This window comes from Bifidobacterium sp. CP2 (assembly GCF_018555635.1).
GTDB lineage: Bacteria > Actinomycetota > Actinomycetes > Actinomycetales > Bifidobacteriaceae > Bifidobacterium > Bifidobacterium saguinibicoloris.
In genome coordinates, this window is sequence record NZ_JAFEJX010000011.1 from 61,453 (window position 1) to 84,498 (window position 23,046).

Consider the following 23,046-nt stretch of genomic DNA (forward strand, 5'->3'; position numbering starts at 1 on the left):
GGAACTACGTGCTGACATGCCTCACATTGTCCCAACGCAACCCGACATGGCCTCTCCGATGATGCTTTGAGAGGAATCGACCGTAGAATGGTCCCCGTGCCCCATCTTCCCCGCCAGCTCCGTCATCGCCGCCGCACGGCCGCGCTCGCGCTCGCCGTGGCGCTGCTCATCCTCGCCGTCGAATGTCTCGGCTTCAACCTGCCGTTCTGGGGGTCGTTCGGCGCGAGCACGGACTCCGTGTCCGCCGAGAACACGCTCGGCCCCGGTCTGGAGCGGGTCGAGGGCGGGCTGCTGCGCGTCACGGACCCCACGCAGGCATGGCTCCAGACGGAGACGGACGGCACGTCGGAGTATGCGCGCGTGGACGTCATCGCCCCGCAGCTGGCGACCGTGTCGGTCGTGCATGTGAGCGCCGAGGTGGACGGGAAGGCCTCGCCGCAGGAGACGATCTCCCCCGCCTCGCCCCGCTCGCTCATCATCCATGCGAGCGGCGCCGGCATGATGCGCGTATGGATCCGCGAGGCGAAGGGCGCGGTGGTGCCGATCGACGAGGTGCGGCCCAACGTGCGCGTGCCGTTCGTCTTCGACTGGCTGCGCGTGGGCGTGATGGCCGCCCTGGCGCTCGCCGTGGCCGTCTGGCGGCCCGGCTCGCCCCTGTGGCGCATCCGGCTCGACACGTCGAGCCGTGCACAGCGATGGGGGTTCGTGGCCCTGCTCGCCCCCATCGCCGTGGTCACGGCCGCGAACATTGCCTGGCAGCTGTCCTACGCGTGGCCGCTCGTGTTCCACGCGCCCGGCGGCTATACGTACGATTTCGAACAGTACGGGTACACCGCGGAGGCGTTGATGCACGGCCGCACCTGGCTCGATCTGGCCGTGCCCGACGCGCTCGCCTCGGCCTCGGACCCGTATGACGTGGACACCCGGAACCGGCTCCTCGCCGAGGGTGTCACCCCTATCTATTGGGACCACGCGTTCTATCAGGGGCGCTGGTATTCGTATTTCGGCGTGCTGCCCGCCGTGCTGCTGTTCCTGCCGTACCGGCTGCTCACCGGACGGACCCTGCCGAACGCGGCCGCCATGCATCTGCTGCTGTTCCTGGCGTTGCTCGGATTGTGGCTGCTCACGATCCGCCTCATCGCCCGTCTGGCACCGCGCACGTCGCTCGCGGCCACGCTCATGGCGCTCGTGTTCGTCCCGGTCGCCGCAAACTTCGGATACCTGTGCTACCGGGTGAATTTCTATTCGGTGCCGTTCGCCGCCTCTGTGGCGCTGACGTCGTTCGGCCTGTGGCTGTGGCTGGGCGCCCGGACGTCGTCGCGTCCGCTCACGCCCTCGGACCGGTGGAGCGTGGACGGCGCACCGGAGCTGTCGCTGCCCAGACTCGGCCTGGGCGCGTTGTGCATCGCCGCGAACTTCGGATGCCGTCCCACGTTCTGCCTGGCCGCACTGCTGGGATTCCCGCTGTTCTGGCCCCAGATCCGCGCCCTGGCCTCCGCGCTCGCCGCCGGGCGCGCGAGTCTGCCGAACGCCCTGCGCGCGCCGGGCGTGGTGGCCGTCTCGGCGCTCGTGCCGGTGGCTCCGCTCATGGCCTACAACCATGCGCGGTTCGGTTCGGTATTCGACTTCGGCAACGCGTACCAGCTGACAGTCACCGACATGACACGGTTCCACGAGCCGGTGCAGGACATACCGTTGGCCGTCGGCTACTACCTGTTCCTGCCGCTGCGGCTCGGCGGCGGCTTCCCGTTCGTGCGCATCTCCCCCACGCCGTTCCCCGAATGGTCGTTCGCCGAGCCGATGGTCGGCGGGCTGTTCGTCCTCTGCCCGCTGCTGGCGCTCGCATCGGTGCTGCCGTTCCTCAGGCGCGGCTGGCCGTCCGGGTCCGCGCCGGTCAGGCACATGCTGCTCGCGATGCTGCCGCTCGGCGCCGGATTGACCGTGTTCGACGCAGCGAGCGCCGGATTGGGTTGGCGGTACATGTGCGATTTCGGCTGGCTGTTCGCCTTCGCCGCATTGCCCGTGATGCTGCGCGTGCTGGGCGACGCCGACCCACGGCCCACCGCCGCCGCGCCGTTCCTGCGGGAACGACGCCCCCTCCGGGCGCGCGCGGTCGCGCGTGACGCCGTCCGCCTGCTGGTGTTCGCCGTGCTGCTCTGCTCGGTGGCCGTGGCGGCGCTCTCCTGTTTCACCCCCGGACGTCAGGATGAGATGGTCTCCGGCAATCCAAGGCTGTATCTCGACGTGATGTCGTGGTTCTCCCTGTGAACCACGAGCGGACCTTCAGGTCGCATTCAGCGAAAAGGCACGATTTCCAAGGGCTCCGGCATAATACTGAACAAGTCAATCCGCATGCGGAACACGAATCGTATGAAGGTCGGGACATCCCCAAATGAAACGCATCGCAGCCAGAAGCATCGCAGTCAAAGTCGCCGCGGCCATCGTCACCCTCGCGGTGGCGGCGGGCATGTGCCTGCTCACCCAGGACAACGTGAACGCATCCATCAAGGAGCGGCGCATCGAACGGCTCAACGCGCGCATCGCCAACATCTACACTGACGGCTACCAGAAGATGGCGGATGAACAGCTCGCCTCGGACCGCGACAAGTCGGCCGCGACGCTCGACGACCCGTTCATCGCCGAGAACCCCTACGGCACGAACACCACGTCGCTGTACGTCTACTTCACCACGGACAAGGCGTCCAGCGTCTCCTACACGGTGAGCGCGGACGGCTACCCGGACTTCTCCGCCACCGCCGAGCAGGGCGAGGACTACGCCACCACGCACGAATTCCTCATCCTGGGCCTCATCCCCGGCAAGAGGAACACCATCACCCTCACGCTCAAGGACTCCTCCGGCGCCACCGTCGGCACCAAACAGATCACGCGCACGGGCGCGAATCTCCTCGGCGCGGAGGAGGTCCGTCTCGAACAGCCGGTCGACCCCACGTCCGAAGCCACGCAGGCGCTCGGCGACGGCCTATACGCCATCCTCGGCAACGACTCCAACGAGCAGGACTTCATGTACTACTACGACGTGAACGGCGTGCTGCGCGGCGAGGTGCCGGTCATGTACTACCGTTCGCACCGCCTCCTGTTCGACGACGACGGCCTCATGTGGTTCTCCGCCTCGACGAAGCACTTCGTGGGCATGAACCGTCTCGGCAAGCTCGTCAAGATCATCAATCTGGGCGACCGGTTCATACTCCACCACGACTACGCGCTCGACGCCGACGGCGACATCGTCTCCCTCGCCACCGACCTCACGCGCTCCGACCACGCGGTGCAGGACCAGGTCATCAAGGTGGACACCACCACCGGCAAGGTCACGCAGCTCATCGACTTCGGCGAGGTGTTCCCCGACTACAAGCAGTCCACCGACCATTCCGGCATCGACGAGTCCGACCCGACCGCCACGAACCGCTGGGATTGGATCCACTTCAACACCATCCAGCTGCTGCCGGACGGCTCCGCGCTGTTCTCCGCCCGCGAGACCTCCACCATCATCAAGGTGGACGACATCGAAGGCGACCCGAGCGTCAGCTGGATGATCGGCGAACCCACCGTGTGGGACGGCACCTCCTACAAGGAGAAGTTCCTCACCAAGATCGGCGACTTCGGCGACACCGGCGGCCAGCACTCCATCACCTACGAGGAGGATCCGTCCCTGCCCGACGGCCAGTACTACATCTACATGTTCGACAACAACTTCGGCTACGCGATGACCCGTCCCGACTTCGACTGGACGACCATCAAGGGCATCTCCACCGCCCAGAGCTCGAAGGACAAGAACTCGCACTCCCAGTTCCGCAAGTATCTGGTGGACGAGAAGGCCGGCACCTATACCGAAGTGCAGAGCTTCGACGTGCCGTATTCCCCGTACGTGAGCTCCTCGCAGGAGATCACCGATTCCATCAACCTCGTGGACACCGGCATGCAGGGCGTCTTCGGCGTCTACGACGACGACGGCAACCTCCAGGCGCAGTACAAGATGAAGCTGTCGACCGGCTACATCTACCGCGTCTACCACTACGGGTTCAAGGGCTTCTACTTCGCCTAGGCGTGAAGCGGACGGTCCGGTGGACCGTCCGTAGCGGATCGGCCCATGGCACTTACTACAGTGGGTGCCATGGGCTTTTTCTTTTCGCGCAGGAACACCCCGAAGCCGGTCGCGGTCACATTCACGCTCGCCGGCGCCGGGCACATGTACGAGGACGGGCATGTGGGGCTCAACCCCACGGACCTCGTCATCACCGAGAAACGCGTCGCCGTCATCGGTCTCAACGGCTCCGGCAAGTCGACGACGCTGGGACTGCTCGACGGCTCGCTCAAACCGTCGACCGGCACCGTGACGCTCGCCGGCGCCGGTCTCACGCTCGACACGTCGTCGAAGAAGGATCTGAAGACCGTCGACGAATGGGTCGGCAAAGTCCGCCGCGAGGAGATCCCGAACTCCTTCTACCGCGCGGAGAACATCGTCAAGGCGGTCGACGAGTCGCTCAAGAAGCACAAGATCGCGGACGCGGAGCGTTCGGCGCGCATCGGCAACCTGTTCGCGCATTTCGGTCTGCAGCAGATCCGCAACGTGAAGGCCGCCGAGCTCGACTCGGAGAAACGCCATCTGCTCGCAATCGCGGCCGCACTGGCCTTCGACCCCTCGGCGATCGTCGCGGACGAGCCGTCGAAGGGACTCGACGAGATCGGCACGCGGCATGTGGCCGAAGCGCTGTTCACCTACGACAAGCAGGTCATCGTCGCCACGCACGACACCGACATGATCGTCCGTCCGGAGTACTCCATCGACCGCACGATCGTCCTGGACGGAGGCCACGTGGCGTTCGACGGCGCCCCGAAGGAGGCCGTCGCGTTCTACATGGACCTGATCCGCCGCAGGTACGAGGAATCCAAGGCCGCCGACTGAACCTCCGGCCGTCCGCCCGTCCGGCCGAAGGCACGCCGGCCGGATGCCGTCACGCGAGCATCGCGGCGACGGCGTCCAGCACGGCGCGGACGTTGCGGCGGAACACGTCCGGCTCGGGCAGCAGCGACAGCGCGAGATATCCGTTCGAGGTCATGTCGAAGAAATAGCCGGGTTGTCCGGTGAGCCCGGATTCCCCGATGAGCCGCAGCACGAGCTCGTTCTCGTCGATGACCGCCGGCGTGCGCAGCAGCACGTTCCATCCGCCTTCGGCGCGCAGCACGCTCACCACGCCGGTCTCGTCCCGGTCGAGCATCGCGTGCAGGGCGGCGAGGTTGGCGCGCACGCGTTCGCGCACACGCATGGTCTGGCCGGGGGCGGCGGCCAGCAGTTCGGGCATCCGGTCGGCGATGATGTCGCTCATCGGCAGGTAGTCGTCGGCGATGACGTCGAGACGGCGCCGCGCCTCGGCCACGTCCTCGGCCGGACCGGACACGCGGATCCAGCCGACCTTGGCGTGCGGCGCGGCGAGCGCCTTGGAGAAGCCGTCGAGCGCGAAGGTGAGCGCACCGGTCTCGCCGGCGAGACGCGCGTTGCCGTCGAACGGCTCCAGCGCATACTCGTAGAACACCTCGTCGGCGATGATGGCGATGCCGCGTTCGCGGCACAGACGCACCAGCGTCTCGCGCTCCTCCGGTTTGACGTACGATCCCGTGGGGTTGTTCGGATTGATGAGCACGAGCGCGCGGATGCGTTCGCCGTCCTCCGAGTAGAGCAGCTGTTCGATGGCGGCGGTGTCGATGAACCACGAGCCGTCGAATTGCAGCTGGTATTCGATGGTGTCGACGCATTCGAGACGCGCGATCGATTCGATGAGCGGATAGCCCGGCTTCGGGGCGAGCACCGCGTCTCCGGCGTCGCACAACAGCTTGATGAGCCACGAATAGGCTTCGGACGTGGAGCTCAGCAGATAGAGGGAATCCGGGTCGACGGGCGCGGCGCCGTCGGCGCGGGACAGGAACGCGGCCAGCGCCTCACGCGCCGCGCGGGGACCGCGCGGGTCGGCCGTGTACACGCCCGGCACCTGCGCCGGGGCGAGACCATGCCGGGTCGGGTTGGAGTCGTTGAGCTTGCCGAGCGCGACGCCGCGCGCACGCGCCTCGGCCTCCGCCGCGGCGATCGGATTGGGCGCGGAGATGTCCACGCGAGAGGAGAATCGAACGGTCATGCCCCCACTGTATCGCGCCGCCCGGCATCGCCGGCGGAGCGACGGGCATGGGACGCGACGGGACGCGGCCGGATACGAAAGGACCGCCCGGGGACGTTCGTCCACGGGCGGTCCGAAAGCCGGGAGACCGGCTGGTCAGCGCTGCTTGGTGCTGGCGTAGTAGGCGGCGCCGATGATGCCGGCCTCGTTGCGCAGCGCGGCGGGCACGATCGGGGTCTTCACCTCGATGAACGGGATGAACTTGTCCGCCTTGCGGCTCACGCCGCCGCCGACGACGAACAGGTCGGGGTTGAAGTACTTCTCCATGAGACCGTAGTACTTGGTGAGGCGCTTCGCCCACTTCTTGTAGCTGAGGTCCTCGAGGTCCTTGATGGAGCTGGCGGCGTACTTCTCCGCGTCCGGATGCTTGTCGTCGAGGATGAGGTGGCCGAGCTCGGTGTTCGGCACGAGCACGCCGTCCATGATGAGCGCGGTGCCGATGCCGGTGCCGAGCGTGGTGGCGATGACAAGGCCGTCCTTGCCCTTGGCGGCGCCGAACTGCTGTTCGGCGAGACCGGCGGCGTCCGCGTCGTTGACGACGGTGACGGGGCGACCGCACGCCTCGGAGAACACGGCGGTGACGTCCACGCCCACCCAGGACTGGTCCAGGTTGGCCATGAAGTCGAGCGGCTGGCCGGGCTTGATGGGCGCTGGGAAAGCCACGCCGACCGGAGCGTCATCGGGGACCTCGAAGTGGTCGAGCTGCTGCTTGACGATGGCGGCGACGGCCTCGGGGGTGGAGACCTCCGGGGTGAGGATCTTCAGCCTGGGCTCGGCGAACTCGCCCTTCTCCAGGTTGACGGGGGCCGCCTTGATGCCGGATCCTCCGATGTCGACGCCAAAGGCCTGTGCGGTTTCAATCATCGTTGACCTCTCCTCCTGCTGTTTGCGAACGATGGGCATTCCTTAGCATCCTATCGCCGTGCCGGCGGACGACATGCCCCTGGTCCCATAATCCGTGCATACGTTTGCACGGATTGTCGCGCACATCACGTCCGCAGCCCGCCCGCATCGCGCCGGCGCGGTGCCATAATGGGACGCATGGCTGAACACACGCAACTCATCGACGCGGTGAACATCCGCACCGCCGTCCGCGCCTACGACGACGAGCCCATCGACGACGACATGGCCCGCCAGATCGACATGACCCTCGACCCGCTGAACCTCATCGGCGGGCTCGACCTCCAGCTGGTCCGCGACCAGCCCAAGGTGTTCGCCGAGGCGAACGCCTCCGGACACCTGACGAACGCGGCGAACTACCTGGCCGTCGTCGGCCCGAAGGACGACGAGGAGGCCCGGGAGCGCGCCGGCTTCTACACGGAGCGCGCCGTGCTCGCCGCCACGCTCAGAGGACTCGGCACCCTGTGGGTGGCCGGCAGCTGGGACCGCGCCGAAGCCGCCCGGCACTGCCGCATCCGCAACAGCGAGGAGCTGTATCTCGGCGTGGTCATCGGACACCCGGAGCATCACGTGGAACGCATGGCGAAATCCTATGAGGAGCTCGCCGAATTCCAGCGCACGCACCGTCCCACCAAGACGTTCGAGCAGTTCACCGCCGGCATGTCCGCCGAGGCGCGCGAAGCCGCGCCCGCATGGTTCCGCGCGGGTGTGGAGGCGGCGATGAAGGCGCCGAGCGCGATGAACCGCCAGCCGGTCACGTTCACCTACGACGCCGACGACGACACTGCCGCCGCCCACATCGACCCGGCCGCCGGCGACGAACATTGGGCGTCGAACGACCTCGGCATCGCCAAGCTGCACTTCCAGATCGGCGCCGGACAGGGCCAATGGGCGTGGGGCGACGGCGGACTGTTCCTCCACAGGTAGGCCCGTCCATCATCTCCGACGGTCCGACGGCCCTCCGCATCGACACGCGCGTCATACGGAGGGCCGTTTCGCATGCCTTGCGTTTTCCCGCACAGTGAAACGGGATTTGCGTGAAATCCACGCCCACGCGTATACAGGATGCTGTCAGTTTCAGGGAAGGTGCAATTCCTTACTGGCGGTAACCCGTCCCCCGGGATTCATAACGGGGAAGGCGGGAAGCCCGCGAACCGCTGCGGCGGCCGATCCGGTGGGATTCCGGAGCCAACGGTCACAGTCCGGATGGAAGAAACGGAGAGCTCGCATGAGCGTATCTTCTGATAACCATATCCAGTCCACGAAGGTCGACCACGCCACCGGGACGCACGCCACGGGCGTCGCCGATTCGGGCCGCTGGTCCACCCGCCGCATCGCCGTCTACGCGCTGTTCGTCGCGCTGGCGATTGTCACCAGCTTCATCGAACTGCCGATCTTCCCGGCCGCGCCGTACCTCAAGTACGATCCGTCCGGCATCGTGAGCCTCATCGCCGGCTTCGCGTTCGGTCCGGCCGCCGCCGCCATCGTCTCCGTGCTCGGCTTCCTGCCGCACGCGTTCACCGATCCGTGGGGCGCGCTGATGGCCATCCTCGTCGCGCTTGCCCTGTCGCTGCCCGCATCCGTCATCTACCGTCGCGACCGCACGCGCAAAGGCGCCATCATCGGCATCGTCGTGGGCGCAGTGGTCGCGCTCGCGGCGGCGATCGGCGGCAATCTCGTCATCACGCCGATCTACGCGCATATGACCGTCGCGCAGGTCGCGGCGATGATCGTGCCGATCCTGCTGCCGTTCAACGTGCTCAAGTTCGCGATCCACGCGGTCGTCACGTTCCTTATCTACAAGCCGATCACCAAGCTGCTCGACAAGTAGCCGCCTCATCCCGCCGCGCATGCGGCGTCCGTCACCATACACAGGTATCCCGGCAAGGCCGTGCCCCGATCCCATCGGGCACGGCCGTCGCCGTCTTCCGACACGACGCAAGGACCCCGACGTGAACCTCGCCGAACTCAGCCATATCCGATTCAGCTACGACGGCGGCGCCACCTGGGCGCTCGACGACGCCTCCCTGACCGTCCGCGAAGGCGACTATCTGGCGCTCACCGGCGCGAACGGCTCCGGCAAGTCGACGCTCGCCCGTCTCATCGCCGGACTCGCCGCGCCGGACGCCGGCACGGTGGTACTGCTCGGCCGCACCGTCTTCTCCGCCGACGGCCCGGATGCGGACGCCTACCGTGAGGCGCGGCGCGGCATCGGCGCCGTGTTCCAGAATCCTGAGGATCAGCTCGTCACCACCGTGCTCGAGGACGACGTGGCGTTCGGACCGGAGAACCTCGGCGTGCCGCGCGAAGGGCGCGACGGCATCGGCGCGCGCATCGCGGAATCGCTGCACGCCGTGCGGCTGGACGACATGCGCGGCGCGAACCCGATCCGCATGAGCGGCGGCCAGCAGCAGCGGGCCGCCATCGCCGGCATGCTCGCCATGCGCCCGCGTCTGCTCGTGCTCGACGAGCCGACCGCCATGCTCGACCCCCTGGCGCGCGCCGAAGTGATGGGCGTGCTCGACGAGCTGCACGCGGGCGGCACGACCATCGTGCATGTGACGCACCATCCGGACGAGATCGCGCGCGCCGCGCGCGTGGTGCGGCTGGAGGCGGGCCGCGTCGCGGACGCCGACGCCCCCGCGTCGCCGCAACCGCGCGACGACGCCCCCGCTGCATCCGACGCATCCGACGCGGCCGTCGTCTCCCCGTCACGCCCGTCGCATGCCGACACGTCGGACGCCGACGTCATGCTGTCCGTATCGCACGTCTCCTACGCCTACCCGGGCGGCGACGGGCCGATCCTGCGCGACGTGTCGCTCGAGGTGCGTCGCGGCGAGACCGTGGCACTCATGGGCGCGAACGGCTCCGGCAAGTCGACGCTGCTGCGTCTCGTCTGCGCGCTCGACAAGCCGGACGCCGGGACAATCGTCGTGGACGGCATGCGCGTCGACACGGCGAAACGACGCGACCGCGCGAAGCTGCGCCGCACCGTCGGACTGGTCATGCAGCATCCGGAACGCCAGCTGTTCGCGGACACGGTACGCGACGACGTGGCGTACGGACCCACGAACCAGCATCTTCCCGCATCCGAGATCGCGGCGCGCGTGGACGCCGCGCTGCGGCTCGCACGACTGGACGGTCTCGCCGACCGCTCCCCGTTCGACCTGTCCGGCGGACAGCAGCGGCTTGCCGCCATCGCCGGCGTCGTCGCATGCCGGCCGAAGCTGCTCGTCATGGACGAGCCGACCGCCGGCCTGGATACGGACGGCCGCGAGCGCGTCTACCGGCTCATCGACGACCTGCACGCGCAGGGGGTGACCGTACTCGTCGTCACGCACAGCTATGCGGAGGCACATCGCGTGGCGGACCGGATCGTGGACATGCGGGAGATCTCGCGGCTCGCGGGCGACGCCGACGCAGGCGCGACGGACGATGTGCGCGGTTCGGAGCTCCAGCCCCCGCACCCGGTCTCCCACGCGGTCCCCGGCGCGGTCCCCCGTGATGCCGGCCGTCTCTCCCCCATCGCACGCCTCGACCCCCGCGTGAAGATGACGGCGTTCCTCGTGGCGATGTTCTCCGCATTCGGCATCGGCGACGCCCGGCAGCTGCTGCTCGGCGTGGCGTTCACGGCAGGTGTGGCCGCGGCGTCGCGCATCGGTCCGGCGCGTCTCCTCGGCTCGGTGAGGGTGTTCCTCGGCCTGTTCGCCGTGATGGGCCTGCTCAACGTGTTCTTCGTGCGTACGGGCGACGTCCTGTTCGCCATCGGCCCGGTCCCGGTGACGGACGACGGCGTGGCCACGGCCGTGCTGTACGCGTGCCGTTTCGCGCTGGTCATCATCCTGGGGGCGGTGTTCCTCGCCACGACCACGCCCACCGCGATCACCGACGCGTTCGCCGCGCTGCTCTCGCCGCTGCGGCGCTTGGGCGTGCACACGCAGGAGATCGCGCTGGTGCTGAGTCTCGCCCTGCGGTTCATCCCCACGCTCACCATCGAGGCGCAGGCGGTGGCGGACGCGCAGGCGGCGCGCGGCGGCTCCATCGAGACGGGGTCGCTGCCGCGGCGCGTGAGGGCGATGACGGCGATCATCGTGCCGATCTTCGCCGGCGCGCTGCGCCATGCGGACAACCTTTCGCTCGCGTTGGACGCCCGCTGCTACGAGGAGGGCATCCGCCGCACGCATTGGCGGATGATGCGCGTCACCCCGCGCGACGCGGCGTTCGCCGGCGCGCTCGTCGTCTATCTGGCGGCGTTGGTCGCGCTCGCCCTCGTCTGAGACGTTCCGGACCGTCACATGCCGCGCGTTACATGCCGCGCGGGTCGCCGAACCAGCCGCGGTAGATGATCGCGAAGTTGCGGTTGCCGTAACTGGAGCAGGCGTCGCCTTCGCCGGTGCCCGCCTTGAGCGCCGCCTCGTTCGGCTGGTAGGGCGTGTAGATGTAGAGCAATGCGGTGGCCTTGTTGCGGATGTACACCTCCGAGGCGCCGCAGGCGGTGTTCGGATGGTATTGGATGGTGTTGAGCCGGCCGGCGTGGTAGCCGTAGCGATTCTCGTGCGCCACATAGTACCGGTACCGGTTGGCGGCGCCGTACACCTGGTTGAAGAACCCCGCGTATTGGGGGTCGCAATCCGCGTCGTCGGGACAGCTCAATCCCATGGCGGCCTTGATCTGGAAGTCCGTGGGGGCCGTGGAGGAGACGAGATGCTGTTCCTTCTGCAGGACGGTGAGGAGCACCTTCTGGCTGACGCCGCAGGCGCGCGCCGACTTGTCGATGATGGCCGCGGCGGTCTCGCCTTTCGCGCCCTCGTACGCCTTGCATTGGGCGTCGGCGGGTTTGTCCTGCGTGTCGAACGTCATGGAGGCGATGGCGCCGCCCTTCGATTCGAGGAACGATTGGACTTCGGCGCGGCTCATCGCGTTCCCGTTGAAGAACTGGCCGTCGGAGATGATGTCGCCGGGGTCGAAGTCATATTCCCGGGAGAGCTGCAGCTGGCGCTCCTCGGCCGCGCGCACCTCCAGACGCCATCCGAAGAACCGTACGCCCGCCATGACGAGCGCCATCACGCAGATGACGGCGACGACGGCCGTGGCCAGCATGCCGGCGCGGGCGGGCTTGCCGCCCTTCCTCCACATGCGGGCGAGGCGTGCGAACGGCCCGCCGGACGTCTTCCGGCTCCTGTCGCGTCTGGCCGTGGCGCCCCGCGTCTTGGTCCGACGCGTCCTGCGCGTCGAGGTCCGGTTCCCCTTGGGCTTGCGTGCTGTCATCGCCGCCATTGTAGCGCCGAGGTCTGAGACGTCGGCCCGTCAGTCCGCATCGGATGCGTCGGCCGCGCCGACGCCAGCGGACGGCATGTCGCGCCACAGCAGCGTGGTGATGACGATGGCGCCGACGGAGAAGACCGCGCCGACCGGTCCCAGCCAGGTGAGGCCTAGGAAGTCGTTGACGAGGCCACCGACGGCGGAGCCGATGGCGATGCCGATGTTGAAGCTCATCGAGTTGAGCGAGGCGGCGAGGTTCATCGAACCGGGGTGCGCCTGCGCCGCCACATCCATGTACAGCACCTGGGAGGCGGAGTTGAACAGGTACATCATCATGCCGAGCGCCACCAGCAGCAGCGCGCCGTAGACGGGCACGACGGCGGCGAGCGCGAGCGTGCACAGCAGCACCGCATGCAGGCAGAAGATGGGGCGGGTGCGGGCCAGCGGCTCGACGCCACGGCCGCGTTCGGCGATCCTGCCGCCGTACAGGTTGCTCCACAGGCAGGCGACGCCGTAGATGACGAGGCCGATGCTCACGTAGCGTTCGGGCACGCCGATCTCGTCGCGCATGATCGGGGTCAGGTATGTGTAGAAGACGTAGCTGGATGCGGCGCCGCATACCACGGTGAGCACGCCGCCCCAGATGCGGCGGTCGAAGAAGAGACGGAACTGGCGGAGGAAGCCGATGGTGACCGGGTGCGAGTTGCGCGGCAGGACCGTCGCCATGAAGACCATGAGCACGACGGTGAGCGCGGTGATGATGAGGAAGGTGATGCGCCATCCGAACGTGTTCGCCGCCCACGTGCCGAACGGCACGCCCACGACCGAGGCGATGGAGAAGCCGGAGAACACCCATGCGATGAACTTGGTGCGGTAGCGTTCGGTGGTCACGTCGGGCGCGTAGGTCATCGCGATGGCGACGAGCGTGCCGGAGACGAGGGCGATCATGATGCGGGCGACGACGAGCACCGGATAGTTCGGCGCGAGCGCGCACAGGAGGTTGCCGGCGAGGAAGACGCCCATGAGCGTCAGATAGGTGGCGAAGCGTGGGAATCGGGCGGAGATCGCGGAGCCGAGCGGCGTGACCGGCGCGTACACGAACGCGAACAGCGCCACGAGGTTGCCGACGGTCACCTCGGACACGTCGAGGCCGCGGGCGATGTCCGGCAGGATGCCGACGACGACGAATTCGCTCATGCCGAGCATGAAGCTCGCCATGATGAGGATCGTGACCGGCAGGTTGAAGAACCGCTCCGACCGCCCGGACGGCTCGTTCCCGCGGGTTTCGGGCTTGGATGCCCCGGCCGGGGCCGTTTCGGCGGCGTTGTTCGCCATGATGGTTCCCTCTCTCATTGTGTTCCATGCGCATGCTATTGGGGTCGACGTACAACGGAGCGGCATGACACGCGGCTCACCGACCGAACTTCTCCCCCGGATACGACGAAGCCCCCGACGGAGCGGGGGCTTGCGTTGCCGAAGACGATGCGTGCGTGCGTCCTGCGGTCACAGCTTCGGCAGATACTTCTTGAGCTCGTACGGGGTGACCTGCTGGTTGTACTCCTCCCACTCCCGGCGCTTGTTGCGCAGGAAGTAGTTGAAGGCGTGCTCGCCGAGCACGTCGGCCACGAAGTCGGACTTCTCCATGATCTTGAGCGCGGCGCCGAGGGAACGCGGCAGCGGCTCGATGCCCATGGACTGACGCTCCTCGTCGGTGAGCTCCCAGACGTCGTCGCTGGTGGGTTCGCCGAGCGTCATCTGCTTCTCGATGCCGTCGAGACCGGCGGCGAGCAGCACGGAGTACGCGAGGTACGGGTTGGCCACCGGGTCGAGGCCACGGAACTCCATGCGCGCGGAGTTGCCCTTGCCCGGCTTGTACTGCGGGATGCGCAGCAGCGCGGAACGGTTGTTGTGGCCCCAGCAGATGTAGCTCGGCGCCTCGTTGCCGCCCCACAGGCGCTTGTACGAATTGACGTACTGGTCCGTCACCGCGCAGATCTCGGCGGCGTGGTGCAGGATGCCGGCGGCGAACTGACGGGCCGTCATCGACATGTTGAACTCCTGGCCGGCCTCGTAGAACGCGTTCGCGTCCCCTTCGAACAGGCTCAGGTGCGTGTGCATGCCGGAACCGGGGGCGTCGGCCAGGGGCTTCGGCATGAAGCTGGCGTGGATGCCGCGCTCCAGGGAGATCTCCTTGACCACGGTGCGGAACGTCATGATGTTGTCGGCCGTGGTGAGGGCGTCCGCGTATCGGAGGTCGATCTCGTTCTGGCCCGGGCCGGCCTCATGATGCGAGTACTCCACCGAGATGCCCATCTGCTCGAGCATGTTCACGGTGGCGCGGCGGAAGTCCATGCCTGGGCTGCGCGGCACGTGGTCGAAGTAGCCGCCCTCGTCGATGGGCGTGGGCGCCTTGGACCAGTCGTCCTGCTGTTCGAACAGGTAGAACTCCATCTCGGGGTGCACGTAGAACGTGAAGCCCTTCTCCTTCGCCTTGGCGAGCGAGCGCTTGAGCACGTGGCGCGGGTCACCCAGGCTCGGCTCGCCCTCGGGGGTGAGCACGTCGCAGAACATGCGGGCGGTACCCTGCGGGCCTCCTCGCCACGGCAGAATCTGGAAGGTGGAGGGGTCCGGCCTGACGATCATGTCGTCCTCGGAGACGCGGGTCATGCCTTCGATGGCGGAACCGTCGAACCCCAGGCCCTCCTCGAACGCCGCCTCGAGTTCCGCCGGCGCGATGGCCACCGACTTGAGGGTGCCGAGCACGTCCGTGAACCACAGGCGAATGAAGCGCACGTCGCGTTCCTCGACGGTGCGCAGGGCAAACTCTTGCTGCTTATCCATAGGCACCAATCCTCACATCGCCGTGTTATCGGTTTGTTACCGCCGGCTTCCCGCATGAGACGGCCGAACGACGGCGCCTTCCCGTCGCACCTTCGCCGCAGAGCGATCGCGACGCGGTCGCACCACGTCGCGCCCCATCGGACGACCCATGTTTCACGGACTGTTCCACAACATCGGACGAACGTTTCACAGGACGTTTCACACTCCCCGTCTCCGCTCATGACGGCCCCATGCCGGCCCATACCGCGGGATACGTGCGCGGCCGCACGGACGCGACGGTACAGTAGTGGGATATGAGCAATGAGGACCACATCACCCCATCCGAACATCCCCCCATCGACGTCGCCTCGTGGCGACAGGCGGAATCCCCGCGCGAACGCTCCCGCGCCGGCATCGCGGCCCGCGCGCAGGCGCCGCTCGAATCGCACGCCGTCTGGCAGGTGCGGTCCGGACGCAAGGAGGCCATCGCCCTGCTCGAGGAGCAGTCGGCCATCCGCGTGCCCGACCTCATCCCGCTGCGCTACAAGCGGATGAGCGCCAGCCCGTTCACGTTCTACCGGGGCACCGTGCTCATCATGACCAACGACCTCGCCACCACGCCCGTCAGCGGCATCCCCGTGCAGTGCGTGGGCGACGCACACATCGGCAACTTCGGCATCTTCCGCTCCCCCTCCGCACGTCTCGTCTTCGACATCAACGACTTCGACGAGACGGCGATCGGCCCCTGGGAGTGGGACCTCAAGCGCCTCGCCGTCTCCGTCGAGATCTGCGGACGCGCCAACAAACTCAAGGAGAAGGACATCCGCGCCGCGGTGACGCAATGCGTGCGCACCTACCGCGAACGCATCAAATGGTTCTCCGAAATGGACTATCTCGACGCCTGGTACGAGCATCTCGACGTGGAGGAGACGCTCGACCGGTTCGAGACGAACGCGGGCGGCAAACGCAACCGCACCCTGCGCGAGGCCGCCATGAAGGCGCTGCTCAAGGACAATGACGCGGCCGCCGCCAAGCTCTGCCGGTTCAAGGACGGCAAGCTGCGGTTCAAATCGAACCCGCCGGAGCTGGTGCCCATCAACGAGCTCAGCGGATACGCGGACCTCGACGCCCTCCAGGCACGCATCGACACCCTGTTCGACAACTACCGCCACTCCCTGTACGAGGACCGCCGCTGGGTGTTCGACCACTTCCGCTATCAGGACGCGGCGCGCAAGGTGGTGGGCGTCGGCTCCGTGGGCCAGCGCGCGTGGGCGACGGTGTGGATCGCACGCGACATCGACGATCCGATGATGATCCAGATGAAGGAAGCCACCTACTCGGTGCTCGAGCACTACTGCGGCGCCTCCCCGTACGCCACGCACGGCGAACGCGTCGTGCAGGGGCAGAAGCTCATCCAGTCCACCGCCGACGTGCTCCTCGGATGGACGAGCCTCATGGCGGAGGACGGCCGGCAACGCGACTACTACGTGCGTCAGCTGTGGAACGGCAAGGGGTCCATCGACATCGACAACCTCAACGCCACGGCGCTGTCCGACCTCGCGCGCATGTGCGCATGGTGCCTGGCGCACGCGCACGCGCGCACCGGCGACGCCATCGCCATCGCCAACTATCTGGGCGGCTCCGACGAGTTCGACCAGGCGGTCTCCTCGTTCGCGGTGAGCTACGCCGAACAGAACGACGAGGATTACGCGGTGTTCAAGAAGATGATCAAGAAGGGGCAGCTGCCCTGCGCGTGACCGGCGGTTCCCGGGGAGCCGACCTGGTTTTCCGGGAATCCCTGCGCTGATCATGCCTCTGTGCAAGGATTCCCGGAAACCACCCCGATCCGCCGGGATTTCTTGCACCGACTGCGACTCAGCACAAGGATTCCCGGAAACCTCCAACCAACTCCGGGAATCCTTGCGCTGACAACCTCCCAGTACAACAAATCCCGGAAGACGTTCCGGTCTTCCGGGATTCATCATGTTGATTCAGCTGCCGACGCCTACCTGGCGACCTCGAGCGCCTCCTCGAGGGTGAAGGCGCGAGCGTACAGGGACTTGCCAAGGATCGCGGAGTCGACGCCGAGGTCGGCGAACTTCCTGATGTTCCTCAGGTCGTCGAGCTTGGAGATGCCGCCGGAGGCGGTCACCTTCGCGTCCGTGCGTTCGGCCACCTCGCGCAGCAGGTCGAGGTTCGGACCGCTCATCATGCCGTCACGGGCCACATCGGTGACGACGTAGCGGGAGCAGCCGGCGTCGTCGAGCATCTTCATCGTCTCGAACAGGTCGCCACCCTCACGGGTCCAACCGCGCGCGGCGAGCGTGTGTCCGCGCACGTCGAGGCCGACGGCCACGCGGTCGCCGTACTTCGCGATCGCCTTGCGCGTCCACTCCGGGTTCTCGAGCGCGGCCGTGCCGATGTTGACGCGGGCCGCGCCGGCTTCGAGCGCCGCGTCGAGCGAGGCGTCGTCACGCACGCCACCGGACATTTCGATGTTGACGCGGGAGCCGAGCTCGTGGACGATCTCGCGCAGCTGGGCACGGTTGTCGCCCGTGCCGAACGCGGCGTCAAGATCGACGAGGTGGATCCATTCGGCGCCGGACTCCACCCAGGTGCGGGCCGCCTCGAGCGGGGAGCCGTAGTCGGTCTCGGAGCCGGATTCGCCTTGGCGCAGGCGCACGGCCTTGCCGTCACGCACATCGACGGCGGGAAGCAGTGTCAGGGACATAAGTGGGCCTTTCTGTTGATTCTTGGAACGTCCGTCGTGGCTTCACGCCCGTGTCAGAACGTGGCGATCCAGTTCTTCAGGAGCTGGGCGCCGGCGTCGCCGGACTTCTCCGGGTGGAACTGGGTGGCGAACAGGGGGCCGCGCTCATAGGCGGCGATGAACCGGCTGCGTCCGTACGTGCACCAAGTGACCCGCTGCTCGTCGGCGATCTCGATCTGCAGACCGCTCAGATCCTTGGCGGTCGCCTCGTGCGCGGCGTAGGAGTGGACGAAGTAGAAGCGTTCGTCCTCGACGCCGTCGAGCAGGACGGAACCGGACGCGGCCTCGACGGTGTCCCATCCCATGTGGGGCACGACGTCCGCGTCGAGCGGATCGATGCTCCCGCCGATGAGACCCACGCCGGCAGCGTTCTCGCCGTGCTCATGGCCGGTGTCGAACAGCACCTGCTCGCCCACGCACACGCCGAGCACGGCGCGTCCGGCGCGCAGACGGTCGACGATCACCCTGTCGCCGCCCACCTTGCGCAGGCCCTCCATGCATGCGGCGAACGCCCCCACGCCGGGCACGACGAGGCCGTCGGCCTCGAGCGCCTGACGGTAGTCGGAGGTGAGGGACGTGTCGACGCCCAGACGGGCGAGCGCACGCACCATGGAACGCACGTTGCCGAAACCGTAGTCGAACACCACTGCGGTGGTCATTGTCTCCCCTTTCGTTGGGATGATGCGGACGATGATGGACGGGACGCCGCCGGTCGATGGCGACCAATCGCGACCGATGGCGACCAGCCGCGGCTCAGGACACGCGCGACCCGCGGGGGGAGCCGCCGCGGCCGAACCGCGTGTGGTCGGCGATCACCTTCATGGCGGAATCGTGGTCGAGGCTGCCCGAGTCGACGACCTCGAAGCCTTGGGTCTTCAACTGGGCCACGGTGGTGATGCCCAGCATGAGGTCCTCCACGAACCGCGGCGTGGAGTTGAACAGGATGGGCGGCGCAAGCGTCTGCCCGCCCTGTCCTCCGGCGTACAGGGTCACTTCGAGCTTGTCGGCGCGGTTCACGCCGAGCACGACGCTCATGCCGCCCACCACGGTGGTGATGTCGCGTGCGGCCGCCTCCGGCGCGTCGCCGTCGAGGTTGCGCAGCACCGCGATCGCGCCTTGGTTGGAGCCCACGCAGTCGGCGGAGATGTCGGACAGCTGGCAGAACGCGGCGAGCAGCTGCGCGGAGGCGATGCGGGTGACGATGGCCGCCATCTTCGCCTTGTCGCCGAGCAGTCCGGCGAGCGCGTCCTCGAACCCGGCGGACGGGTCGATGGACGAGGCGTCGTCGGGGATGTCGATGTCGCCGAGGTCCGGCAGGTCGCCGTCGGACGCGTTTTCCCCGTCCCCGCGATCCTTGCCGTCATGGCCCGCATCGCCGTGTCCGGCATCGTCCGACGTGTCCGCGAACTCCTGCTCGAAGCCGGCCATCGCCTTGGCGATGTCCTCGTCGGACAGGTGCGAGGCGTCCGGGTCGAAGCCGTCCTGTCCGTTCGGGTCGGTCGGGTTGGTCGGATCGTTCGGGTCGTCCATGTCGTCCCAGCCGGCCATCACAGGCTTCCCTTCGTGCTGGGGATGAGGCCTTCGATGCGCGGATCGGGTTCGATGGCGAAGCGCAGGGCGCGCGCCAGCGCCTTGAATTCGGCTTCCGCGATGTGGTGCGGGTCGCGTCCGGCGAGGACCTGCATGTGCAGGCAGATGCCGGCGTGCAGGGCGATGGATTCCATGACGTGACGCACGAGGGAACCGGTGAAGTGGCCTCCCATCATGCAGTATTCGTAGCCTTCCGGCTCTCCGGTGCACACCACGTACGGGCGGCCGGAGATGTCGACGATGGCCTTGGCGAGCGCCTCGTCGAGCGGCACGGTGGCGTCGGCGAAACGACGGATGCCACGCTTGTCGCCGAGCGCCTGCTTCAGCGCCTCGCCGAAGACGATGGCCGTGTCCTCCACGGTGTGGTGCACGTCGATGTCGGTGTCGCCGTACGCGTGGATCTTGAGGTCGATGAGCGAGTGCTTGCCGAGCGCGTTCATCATATGGTTGTAGAACGGCACGGACGTGTCGATGTCGGTCTGTCCGGTGCCGTCGAGGTTGAGTTCGAGGTCGATGTGCGATTCGCTGGTCTCACGGACGATGTGCGCGGTGCGCGCCATGATGATGCTCCTTCATGCCGGTGCGGCCGGCTGGTGGGTTTGCCTGTTCTGCCTATTCGGCTTCCACGATGCGCATCGTTTCGACGAGCGCGTCACGGAAGCGTGCCATCTCCTCGTCGGTGCCCATGCAGACGCGCAGCCAGCCGTCCGGGCCGACGACGCGGATGAGCACGCCCCGTTCGAGAAGTCCCTCGAAGATGGCGTCACGCTTGTCGAAATGGCCTCCGAACAGCAGGAAGTTGGAGCCGGATTCGGCGACTTCGAGCGTTTCGCCCTTGTACGTCTGCTCCTTGAGCCATGCGGCGGTGGCCTCGCGGGTCTCGCGCAGATGGTCGACGCGGCTCAGCTGTTCGTCGGTGTGCTCGAACGCGGCGATGGCGGCGGCCTGCGTCACGGCGGACAGGTGGTACGGCATGCGTACGATGCGCACGCAGTCGATGATGCCCTTGCTGGCGGCGAGGTAGCCGACGCGTGCGCCGGCGAAGGCGAACGCCTTGCTCATGGTGCGGCTGACGGCCAGGTTCGGATGGTCCTTGATGAGGGTCACGGCGCTCGGGGTGCCGGGCTTGCGGAACTCGACGTACGCCTCGTCGATGACGAGGATCGGGTGCACGCCCTCGCCGGCGCCCGCCACTTCGGCGGTCTCGCAGGCGGCGAGGATGCGCTCGATGTCCTCCATCGGCAGCGGGGTGCCGGTCGGGTTGTTCGGGCTGGTGAGCAGCACCATGCTCGGCTTGACCTCGTGGATCGCCTCGATGGTCTTCTCCACGTTGAGTGTGAAGTCCTCGTTGCGGTGGGCGAGTTTCCAGCCGGTGAACGTGTCGCGTGCATACTCCGGGTACATGGAGTACGTGGGGTCGGCGCCGAGTGCGGTGCGCCCCGGGCCGCCGAACGCCTGGAAGAGCTGGAGCATGATCTCGTTGGAGCCGTTGGCGCCCCACAGTTCGTCGACGTCCAGCTTCACGCCGGATTCGCGTTCGAGATACGTGGAGAACGCCTTGCGCAGTTCGATGTGTTCGCGGTCCGGGTACCGGTTCAGCGTCGGCGCGATCTCGCGCATGCGGCGGGCGATGGTGTCGCAGACGGCCGGATCCGGAGCGTACGGGTTCTCGTTCACGTTGAGGCACACGGGCACGTCCAGCTGGGGAGCGCCGTACGGCTCCTCGCCGATCAGGTCGTTGCGCAGGGGCAGGTTCGCGGGGATCGCGTTGTTGTCAGTCATTGGTTTCGGTCTTTCTGGGTTCGTCCCGTCGCACAATGACGCGGGACGTCATATCCGGTCCGCTCTCAGCGCAGGCCGGCCTCCTGTTCCTGTTCGCGAAGGGTGGCCTTGTCGTACGGGTCCTTGACGAAGCGGGACAGCACGCATTCGCCGTGCGCGGGAAGGTCCTCGGAGACGGCGAACGCGTTGATGCGCGCGGCCAGGGCCTTGAGTCCCTCCTCGTCGTATTCGATGACTTCGACGGGCTTCATGAACGTATGGACGCCGAGGCCGGCGGCGAAGCGGGCGGTGCCGCCGGTCGGCAGCACGTGGTTGGAGCCGGACATGTAGTCGCCGAGCGGGACCGGAGAGTAGGGGCCGCGGAAGATGGCGCCGGCGTTCTTGATGCGCTTGACGACGTCGTCCGCGTTCGCGGTCTGGATCTCGAGGTGTTCGGCCGCGTACGCGTTGGCCGCGTCGATGGACTGGTCGAGGCCGTCGGTCAGCACGATGGCCGACTGCGTGCCGGAGAGCGACGTGTGGACGCGTTCGGCGTGCTCGGTGCGCGGCACACGGTAGTTGAGGTTCTCCTGCACCTTGTCGGCGAGTTCCGGGGAGTCGGTGAACAGCACGGAGCCGGCGAGCTCGTCGTGCTCGGCCTGGCCGATGAGGTCGGCGGCCACGAGGCTCGGGTTCGCGTCCTTGTCGGCGATGATGCCGATTTCGGTGGGGCCGGCGACGGCGTCGATGCCGACGAAGGCGGAGACGAGGGACTTGGCGGTGGCCACGAAGATGTTGCCAGGACCGGTGATCTTGTCGACCGGATCGCAGAGCACGTCGCCGTCCTGCGGCTCGCTGCCCTTGGCGCCGTAGGCGAACATGGCGATGGCCTGCGCGCCGCCGACGGCGTACACCTCGTCGACGCCGAGGATGGCGCAGGTGGCGAGGATGGTCTTGTTGGGCAGGCCCTGCGCGTCATCACGGGCGGGCGGGGTGGCGATGGCCAGCGATTCGACGCCGGCGGCCTGGGCCGGCACGGCGTTCATGATGACGGACGACGGGTACACGGCCTTGCCGCCGGGCACGTAGAGGCCGACGCGCTGGATGGGAATCCAACGTTCGGCGACACGGGCGCCGGGCGCGAGGTCGGTGTGGAAGTCCTTCGGCACCTGATTGGCGGCGACGGCGCGGGCACGGCGCACGGATTCCTCGATGGCGGCGCGGACTTCGGGGTCGAGCGTATCGAGGGCGGCGGTGATGGCCTCCTTGGGCACGCGAAGGTGTTCGGGGCGGACATGATCGAATTTCTCTTCGAAGTCGCGCAGGGCGGCGGCGCCGCGCTCCTTGACGTCGTCCAGGATCGGGCGCACCAGATCGGTGGCCTCGGAGGTACCCATGGCGGCGCGCGGCATCGCGGCCAGCAGTTCGGCACGGGAAAGGACTTGACCACGAAGGTCGATGATTCGCATGATGTTCTCGCTCATAACGCCCCATCGTAACAATGGCGCCGCATGGAACGCCCGGTACTGTCCACTTTCGCCCGCATCGTGGGATTACGCCCTTGCGGTGGAACGCATGGGCGTCGGTATCCGGAATCGTCGATGATGTATGTGGGCTGGTGTTGTTTTTTGGGGGTGGGTATAAAAGATTGACCTCGGGAGCGTACTGCTCGACCGAGGTCAATCAATCGTGTGGATGCGGCGGCGTGCTACTCTCCCACACCCTGTCGGGTGCAGTACCATCGCCGTGCAGGGCCTT

The 23,046-nt window shown here is 67.4% G+C and carries 18 protein-coding genes and 1 riboswitch; of the genes, 7 read left to right on the forward strand and 11 right to left on the reverse strand.

Translation table 11 applies throughout. The features are described 5' to 3' along the window. Positions 1 to 96: 96 nt before the first annotated feature. The 3 genes from JS531_RS08915 to JS531_RS08925 all read left to right on the forward strand — a co-directional run bounded on the left by JS531_RS08915 (position 97) and on the right by JS531_RS08925 (position 4,921). The gene (locus tag JS531_RS08915) at positions 97 to 2,268 is read left to right on the forward strand and encodes a hypothetical protein (protein ID WP_346427776.1); all 2,172 of its coding nucleotides are present in this window, start codon (positions 97 to 99) and stop codon (positions 2,266 to 2,268) included. Between the two features lie 124 nt (positions 2,269 to 2,392). Beyond that, positions 2,393 to 4,060, forward strand: a complete 1,668-nt coding sequence (locus JS531_RS08920; protein WP_214315219.1) for an aryl-sulfate sulfotransferase — start codon at positions 2,393 to 2,395, stop codon at positions 4,058 to 4,060. Positions 4,061 to 4,129: 69 nt separating this feature from the next. Then, positions 4,130 to 4,921, forward strand: coding sequence for an energy-coupling factor ABC transporter ATP-binding protein (locus JS531_RS08925; RefSeq protein ID WP_214315251.1), 792 nt, complete (start codon positions 4,130 to 4,132; stop codon positions 4,919 to 4,921). 49 nt (positions 4,922 to 4,970) lie between these two features. Here the strand turns inward: JS531_RS08925 and JS531_RS08930 are convergent, their stop codons facing one another. Both JS531_RS08930 and JS531_RS08935 read right to left on the reverse strand, forming a co-directional pair. Then, positions 4,971 to 6,146: a pyridoxal phosphate-dependent aminotransferase gene (locus JS531_RS08930; RefSeq protein ID WP_214315221.1), complete on the reverse strand. Its 1,176-nt coding sequence runs from the start codon at positions 6,144 to 6,146 to the stop codon at positions 4,971 to 4,973. 135 nt (positions 6,147 to 6,281) lie between these two features. Continuing rightward, positions 6,282 to 7,049, reverse strand: coding sequence for a polyphosphate--glucose phosphotransferase (locus JS531_RS08935; RefSeq protein ID WP_214315223.1), 768 nt, complete (start codon positions 7,047 to 7,049; stop codon positions 6,282 to 6,284). Between the two features lie 177 nt (positions 7,050 to 7,226). Between JS531_RS08935 and JS531_RS08940 the strand changes: the two genes are divergently transcribed. The 3 genes from JS531_RS08940 to JS531_RS08950 all read left to right on the forward strand — a co-directional run bounded on the left by JS531_RS08940 (position 7,227) and on the right by JS531_RS08950 (position 11,362). Then, entirely contained in the window at positions 7,227 to 8,012 is a 786-nt protein-coding gene (locus JS531_RS08940; RefSeq protein ID WP_214315225.1) for a nitroreductase family protein, read from the forward strand. A 142-nt stretch (positions 8,013 to 8,154) separates the two neighbouring features. Next, positions 8,155 to 8,307: riboswitch (FMN riboswitch) on the forward strand. A 6-nt stretch (positions 8,308 to 8,313) separates the two neighbouring features. Continuing rightward, positions 8,314 to 8,916, forward strand: a complete 603-nt coding sequence (locus tag JS531_RS08945; protein ID WP_214315232.1) for an ECF transporter S component — start codon at positions 8,314 to 8,316, stop codon at positions 8,914 to 8,916. A 121-nt stretch (positions 8,917 to 9,037) separates the two neighbouring features. Beyond that, on the forward strand, positions 9,038 to 11,362 hold the full coding sequence (locus JS531_RS08950) for an energy-coupling factor transporter ATPase (RefSeq protein WP_346427777.1): 2,325 nt from the start codon (positions 9,038 to 9,040) through the stop codon (positions 11,360 to 11,362). A 28-nt stretch (positions 11,363 to 11,390) separates the two neighbouring features. Here JS531_RS08950 and JS531_RS08955 read toward each other — a convergent pair whose 3' ends face one another. From JS531_RS08955 to glnA, 3 genes are all read right to left on the reverse strand, one after another. Continuing rightward, positions 11,391 to 12,185, reverse strand: coding sequence for a hemagglutinin (locus JS531_RS08955; protein WP_214315253.1), 795 nt, complete (start codon positions 12,183 to 12,185; stop codon positions 11,391 to 11,393). A 207-nt stretch (positions 12,186 to 12,392) separates the two neighbouring features. Continuing rightward, complete coding sequence (locus tag JS531_RS08960; protein WP_240542144.1) at positions 12,393 to 13,565, reverse strand: MFS transporter; 1,173 nt, start codon at positions 13,563 to 13,565, stop codon at positions 12,393 to 12,395. Between the two features lie 285 nt (positions 13,566 to 13,850). Next, positions 13,851 to 15,188, reverse strand: a complete 1,338-nt coding sequence (gene glnA / locus JS531_RS08965; protein WP_214315236.1) for a type I glutamate--ammonia ligase — start codon at positions 15,186 to 15,188, stop codon at positions 13,851 to 13,853. Between the two features lie 293 nt (positions 15,189 to 15,481). Here glnA and JS531_RS08970 point away from each other — a divergent pair, with 293 nt between their 5' ends. Further along, positions 15,482 to 16,924, forward strand: a complete 1,443-nt coding sequence (locus tag JS531_RS08970; protein WP_214315238.1) for a DUF2252 domain-containing protein — start codon at positions 15,482 to 15,484, stop codon at positions 16,922 to 16,924. 248 nt (positions 16,925 to 17,172) lie between these two features. Here the strand turns inward: JS531_RS08970 and priA are convergent, their stop codons facing one another. The 6 genes from priA to hisD form a co-directional block, all read right to left on the reverse strand. Continuing rightward, positions 17,173 to 17,898 carry a bifunctional 1-(5-phosphoribosyl)-5-((5-phosphoribosylamino)methylideneamino)imidazole-4-carboxamide isomerase/phosphoribosylanthranilate isomerase PriA gene (priA, locus tag JS531_RS08975; RefSeq protein ID WP_214315240.1) on the reverse strand — a complete coding sequence of 242 codons (726 nt, stop codon included), beginning with the start codon at positions 17,896 to 17,898 and terminating at the stop codon, positions 17,173 to 17,175. A gap of 53 nt (positions 17,899 to 17,951) precedes the next feature. Then, the gene (hisH, locus tag JS531_RS08980) at positions 17,952 to 18,596 is read right to left on the reverse strand and encodes an imidazole glycerol phosphate synthase subunit HisH (RefSeq protein ID WP_214315242.1); all 645 of its coding nucleotides are present in this window, start codon (positions 18,594 to 18,596) and stop codon (positions 17,952 to 17,954) included. A 94-nt stretch (positions 18,597 to 18,690) separates the two neighbouring features. Further along, on the reverse strand, positions 18,691 to 19,467 hold the full coding sequence (locus JS531_RS08985; protein ID WP_214315262.1) for a hypothetical protein: 777 nt from the start codon (positions 19,465 to 19,467) through the stop codon (positions 18,691 to 18,693). A 17-nt stretch (positions 19,468 to 19,484) separates the two neighbouring features. Next, positions 19,485 to 20,087, reverse strand: a complete 603-nt coding sequence (gene hisB, locus JS531_RS08990) for an imidazoleglycerol-phosphate dehydratase HisB (protein WP_214315244.1) — start codon at positions 20,085 to 20,087, stop codon at positions 19,485 to 19,487. Between the two features lie 52 nt (positions 20,088 to 20,139). Further along, positions 20,140 to 21,309, reverse strand: a complete 1,170-nt coding sequence (locus JS531_RS08995; protein WP_214315246.1) for a histidinol-phosphate transaminase — start codon at positions 21,307 to 21,309, stop codon at positions 20,140 to 20,142. Between the two features lie 65 nt (positions 21,310 to 21,374). Beyond that, positions 21,375 to 22,772, reverse strand: coding sequence for a histidinol dehydrogenase (hisD, locus tag JS531_RS09000; RefSeq protein ID WP_214315249.1), 1,398 nt, complete (start codon positions 22,770 to 22,772; stop codon positions 21,375 to 21,377). Between the last annotated feature and the right edge of the window lie 274 nt (positions 22,773 to 23,046).

Bases quoted from the DNA above. Each gene is read 5' to 3' on its own strand.
- JS531_RS08960 (WP_240542144.1), bottom strand. From the start codon at position 13,565: ATGGCGAGCTTCATGCTCGGCATGAGCGAATTCGTCGTCGTCGGCATC.
- JS531_RS08930 (WP_214315221.1), bottom strand. From the start codon at position 6,146: ATGACCGTTCGATTCTCCTCTCGCGTGGACATCTCCGCGCCCAATCCG.
- glnA (WP_214315236.1), bottom strand. From the start codon at position 15,188: ATGGATAAGCAGCAAGAGTTTGCCCTGCGCACCGTCGAGGAACGCGAC.
- JS531_RS08985 (WP_214315262.1), bottom strand. From the start codon at position 19,467: ATGGACGACCCGAACGATCCGACCAACCCGACCGACCCGAACGGACAG.
- JS531_RS08945 (WP_214315232.1), top strand. From the start codon at position 8,314: ATGAGCGTATCTTCTGATAACCATATCCAGTCCACGAAGGTCGACCAC.
- JS531_RS08920 (WP_214315219.1), top strand. From the start codon at position 2,393: ATGAAACGCATCGCAGCCAGAAGCATCGCAGTCAAAGTCGCCGCGGCC.
- JS531_RS08940 (WP_214315225.1), top strand. From the start codon at position 7,227: ATGGCTGAACACACGCAACTCATCGACGCGGTGAACATCCGCACCGCC.
- JS531_RS08970 (WP_214315238.1), top strand. From the start codon at position 15,482: ATGAGCAATGAGGACCACATCACCCCATCCGAACATCCCCCCATCGAC.
- hisD (WP_214315249.1), bottom strand. From the start codon at position 22,772: ATGAGCGAGAACATCATGCGAATCATCGACCTTCGTGGTCAAGTCCTT.
- JS531_RS08995 (WP_214315246.1), bottom strand. From the start codon at position 21,309: ATGACTGACAACAACGCGATCCCCGCGAACCTGCCCCTGCGCAACGAC.
- JS531_RS08935 (WP_214315223.1), bottom strand. From the start codon at position 7,049: ATGATTGAAACCGCACAGGCCTTTGGCGTCGACATCGGAGGATCCGGC.
- hisB (WP_214315244.1), bottom strand. From the start codon at position 20,087: ATGGCGCGCACCGCGCACATCGTCCGTGAGACCAGCGAATCGCACATC.
- JS531_RS08955 (WP_214315253.1), bottom strand. From the start codon at position 12,185: ATGCTGGCCACGGCCGTCGTCGCCGTCATCTGCGTGATGGCGCTCGTC.
- priA (WP_214315240.1), bottom strand. From the start codon at position 17,898: ATGTCCCTGACACTGCTTCCCGCCGTCGATGTGCGTGACGGCAAGGCC.
- hisH (WP_214315242.1), bottom strand. From the start codon at position 18,596: ATGACCACCGCAGTGGTGTTCGACTACGGTTTCGGCAACGTGCGTTCC.
- JS531_RS08925 (WP_214315251.1), top strand. From the start codon at position 4,130: ATGGGCTTTTTCTTTTCGCGCAGGAACACCCCGAAGCCGGTCGCGGTC.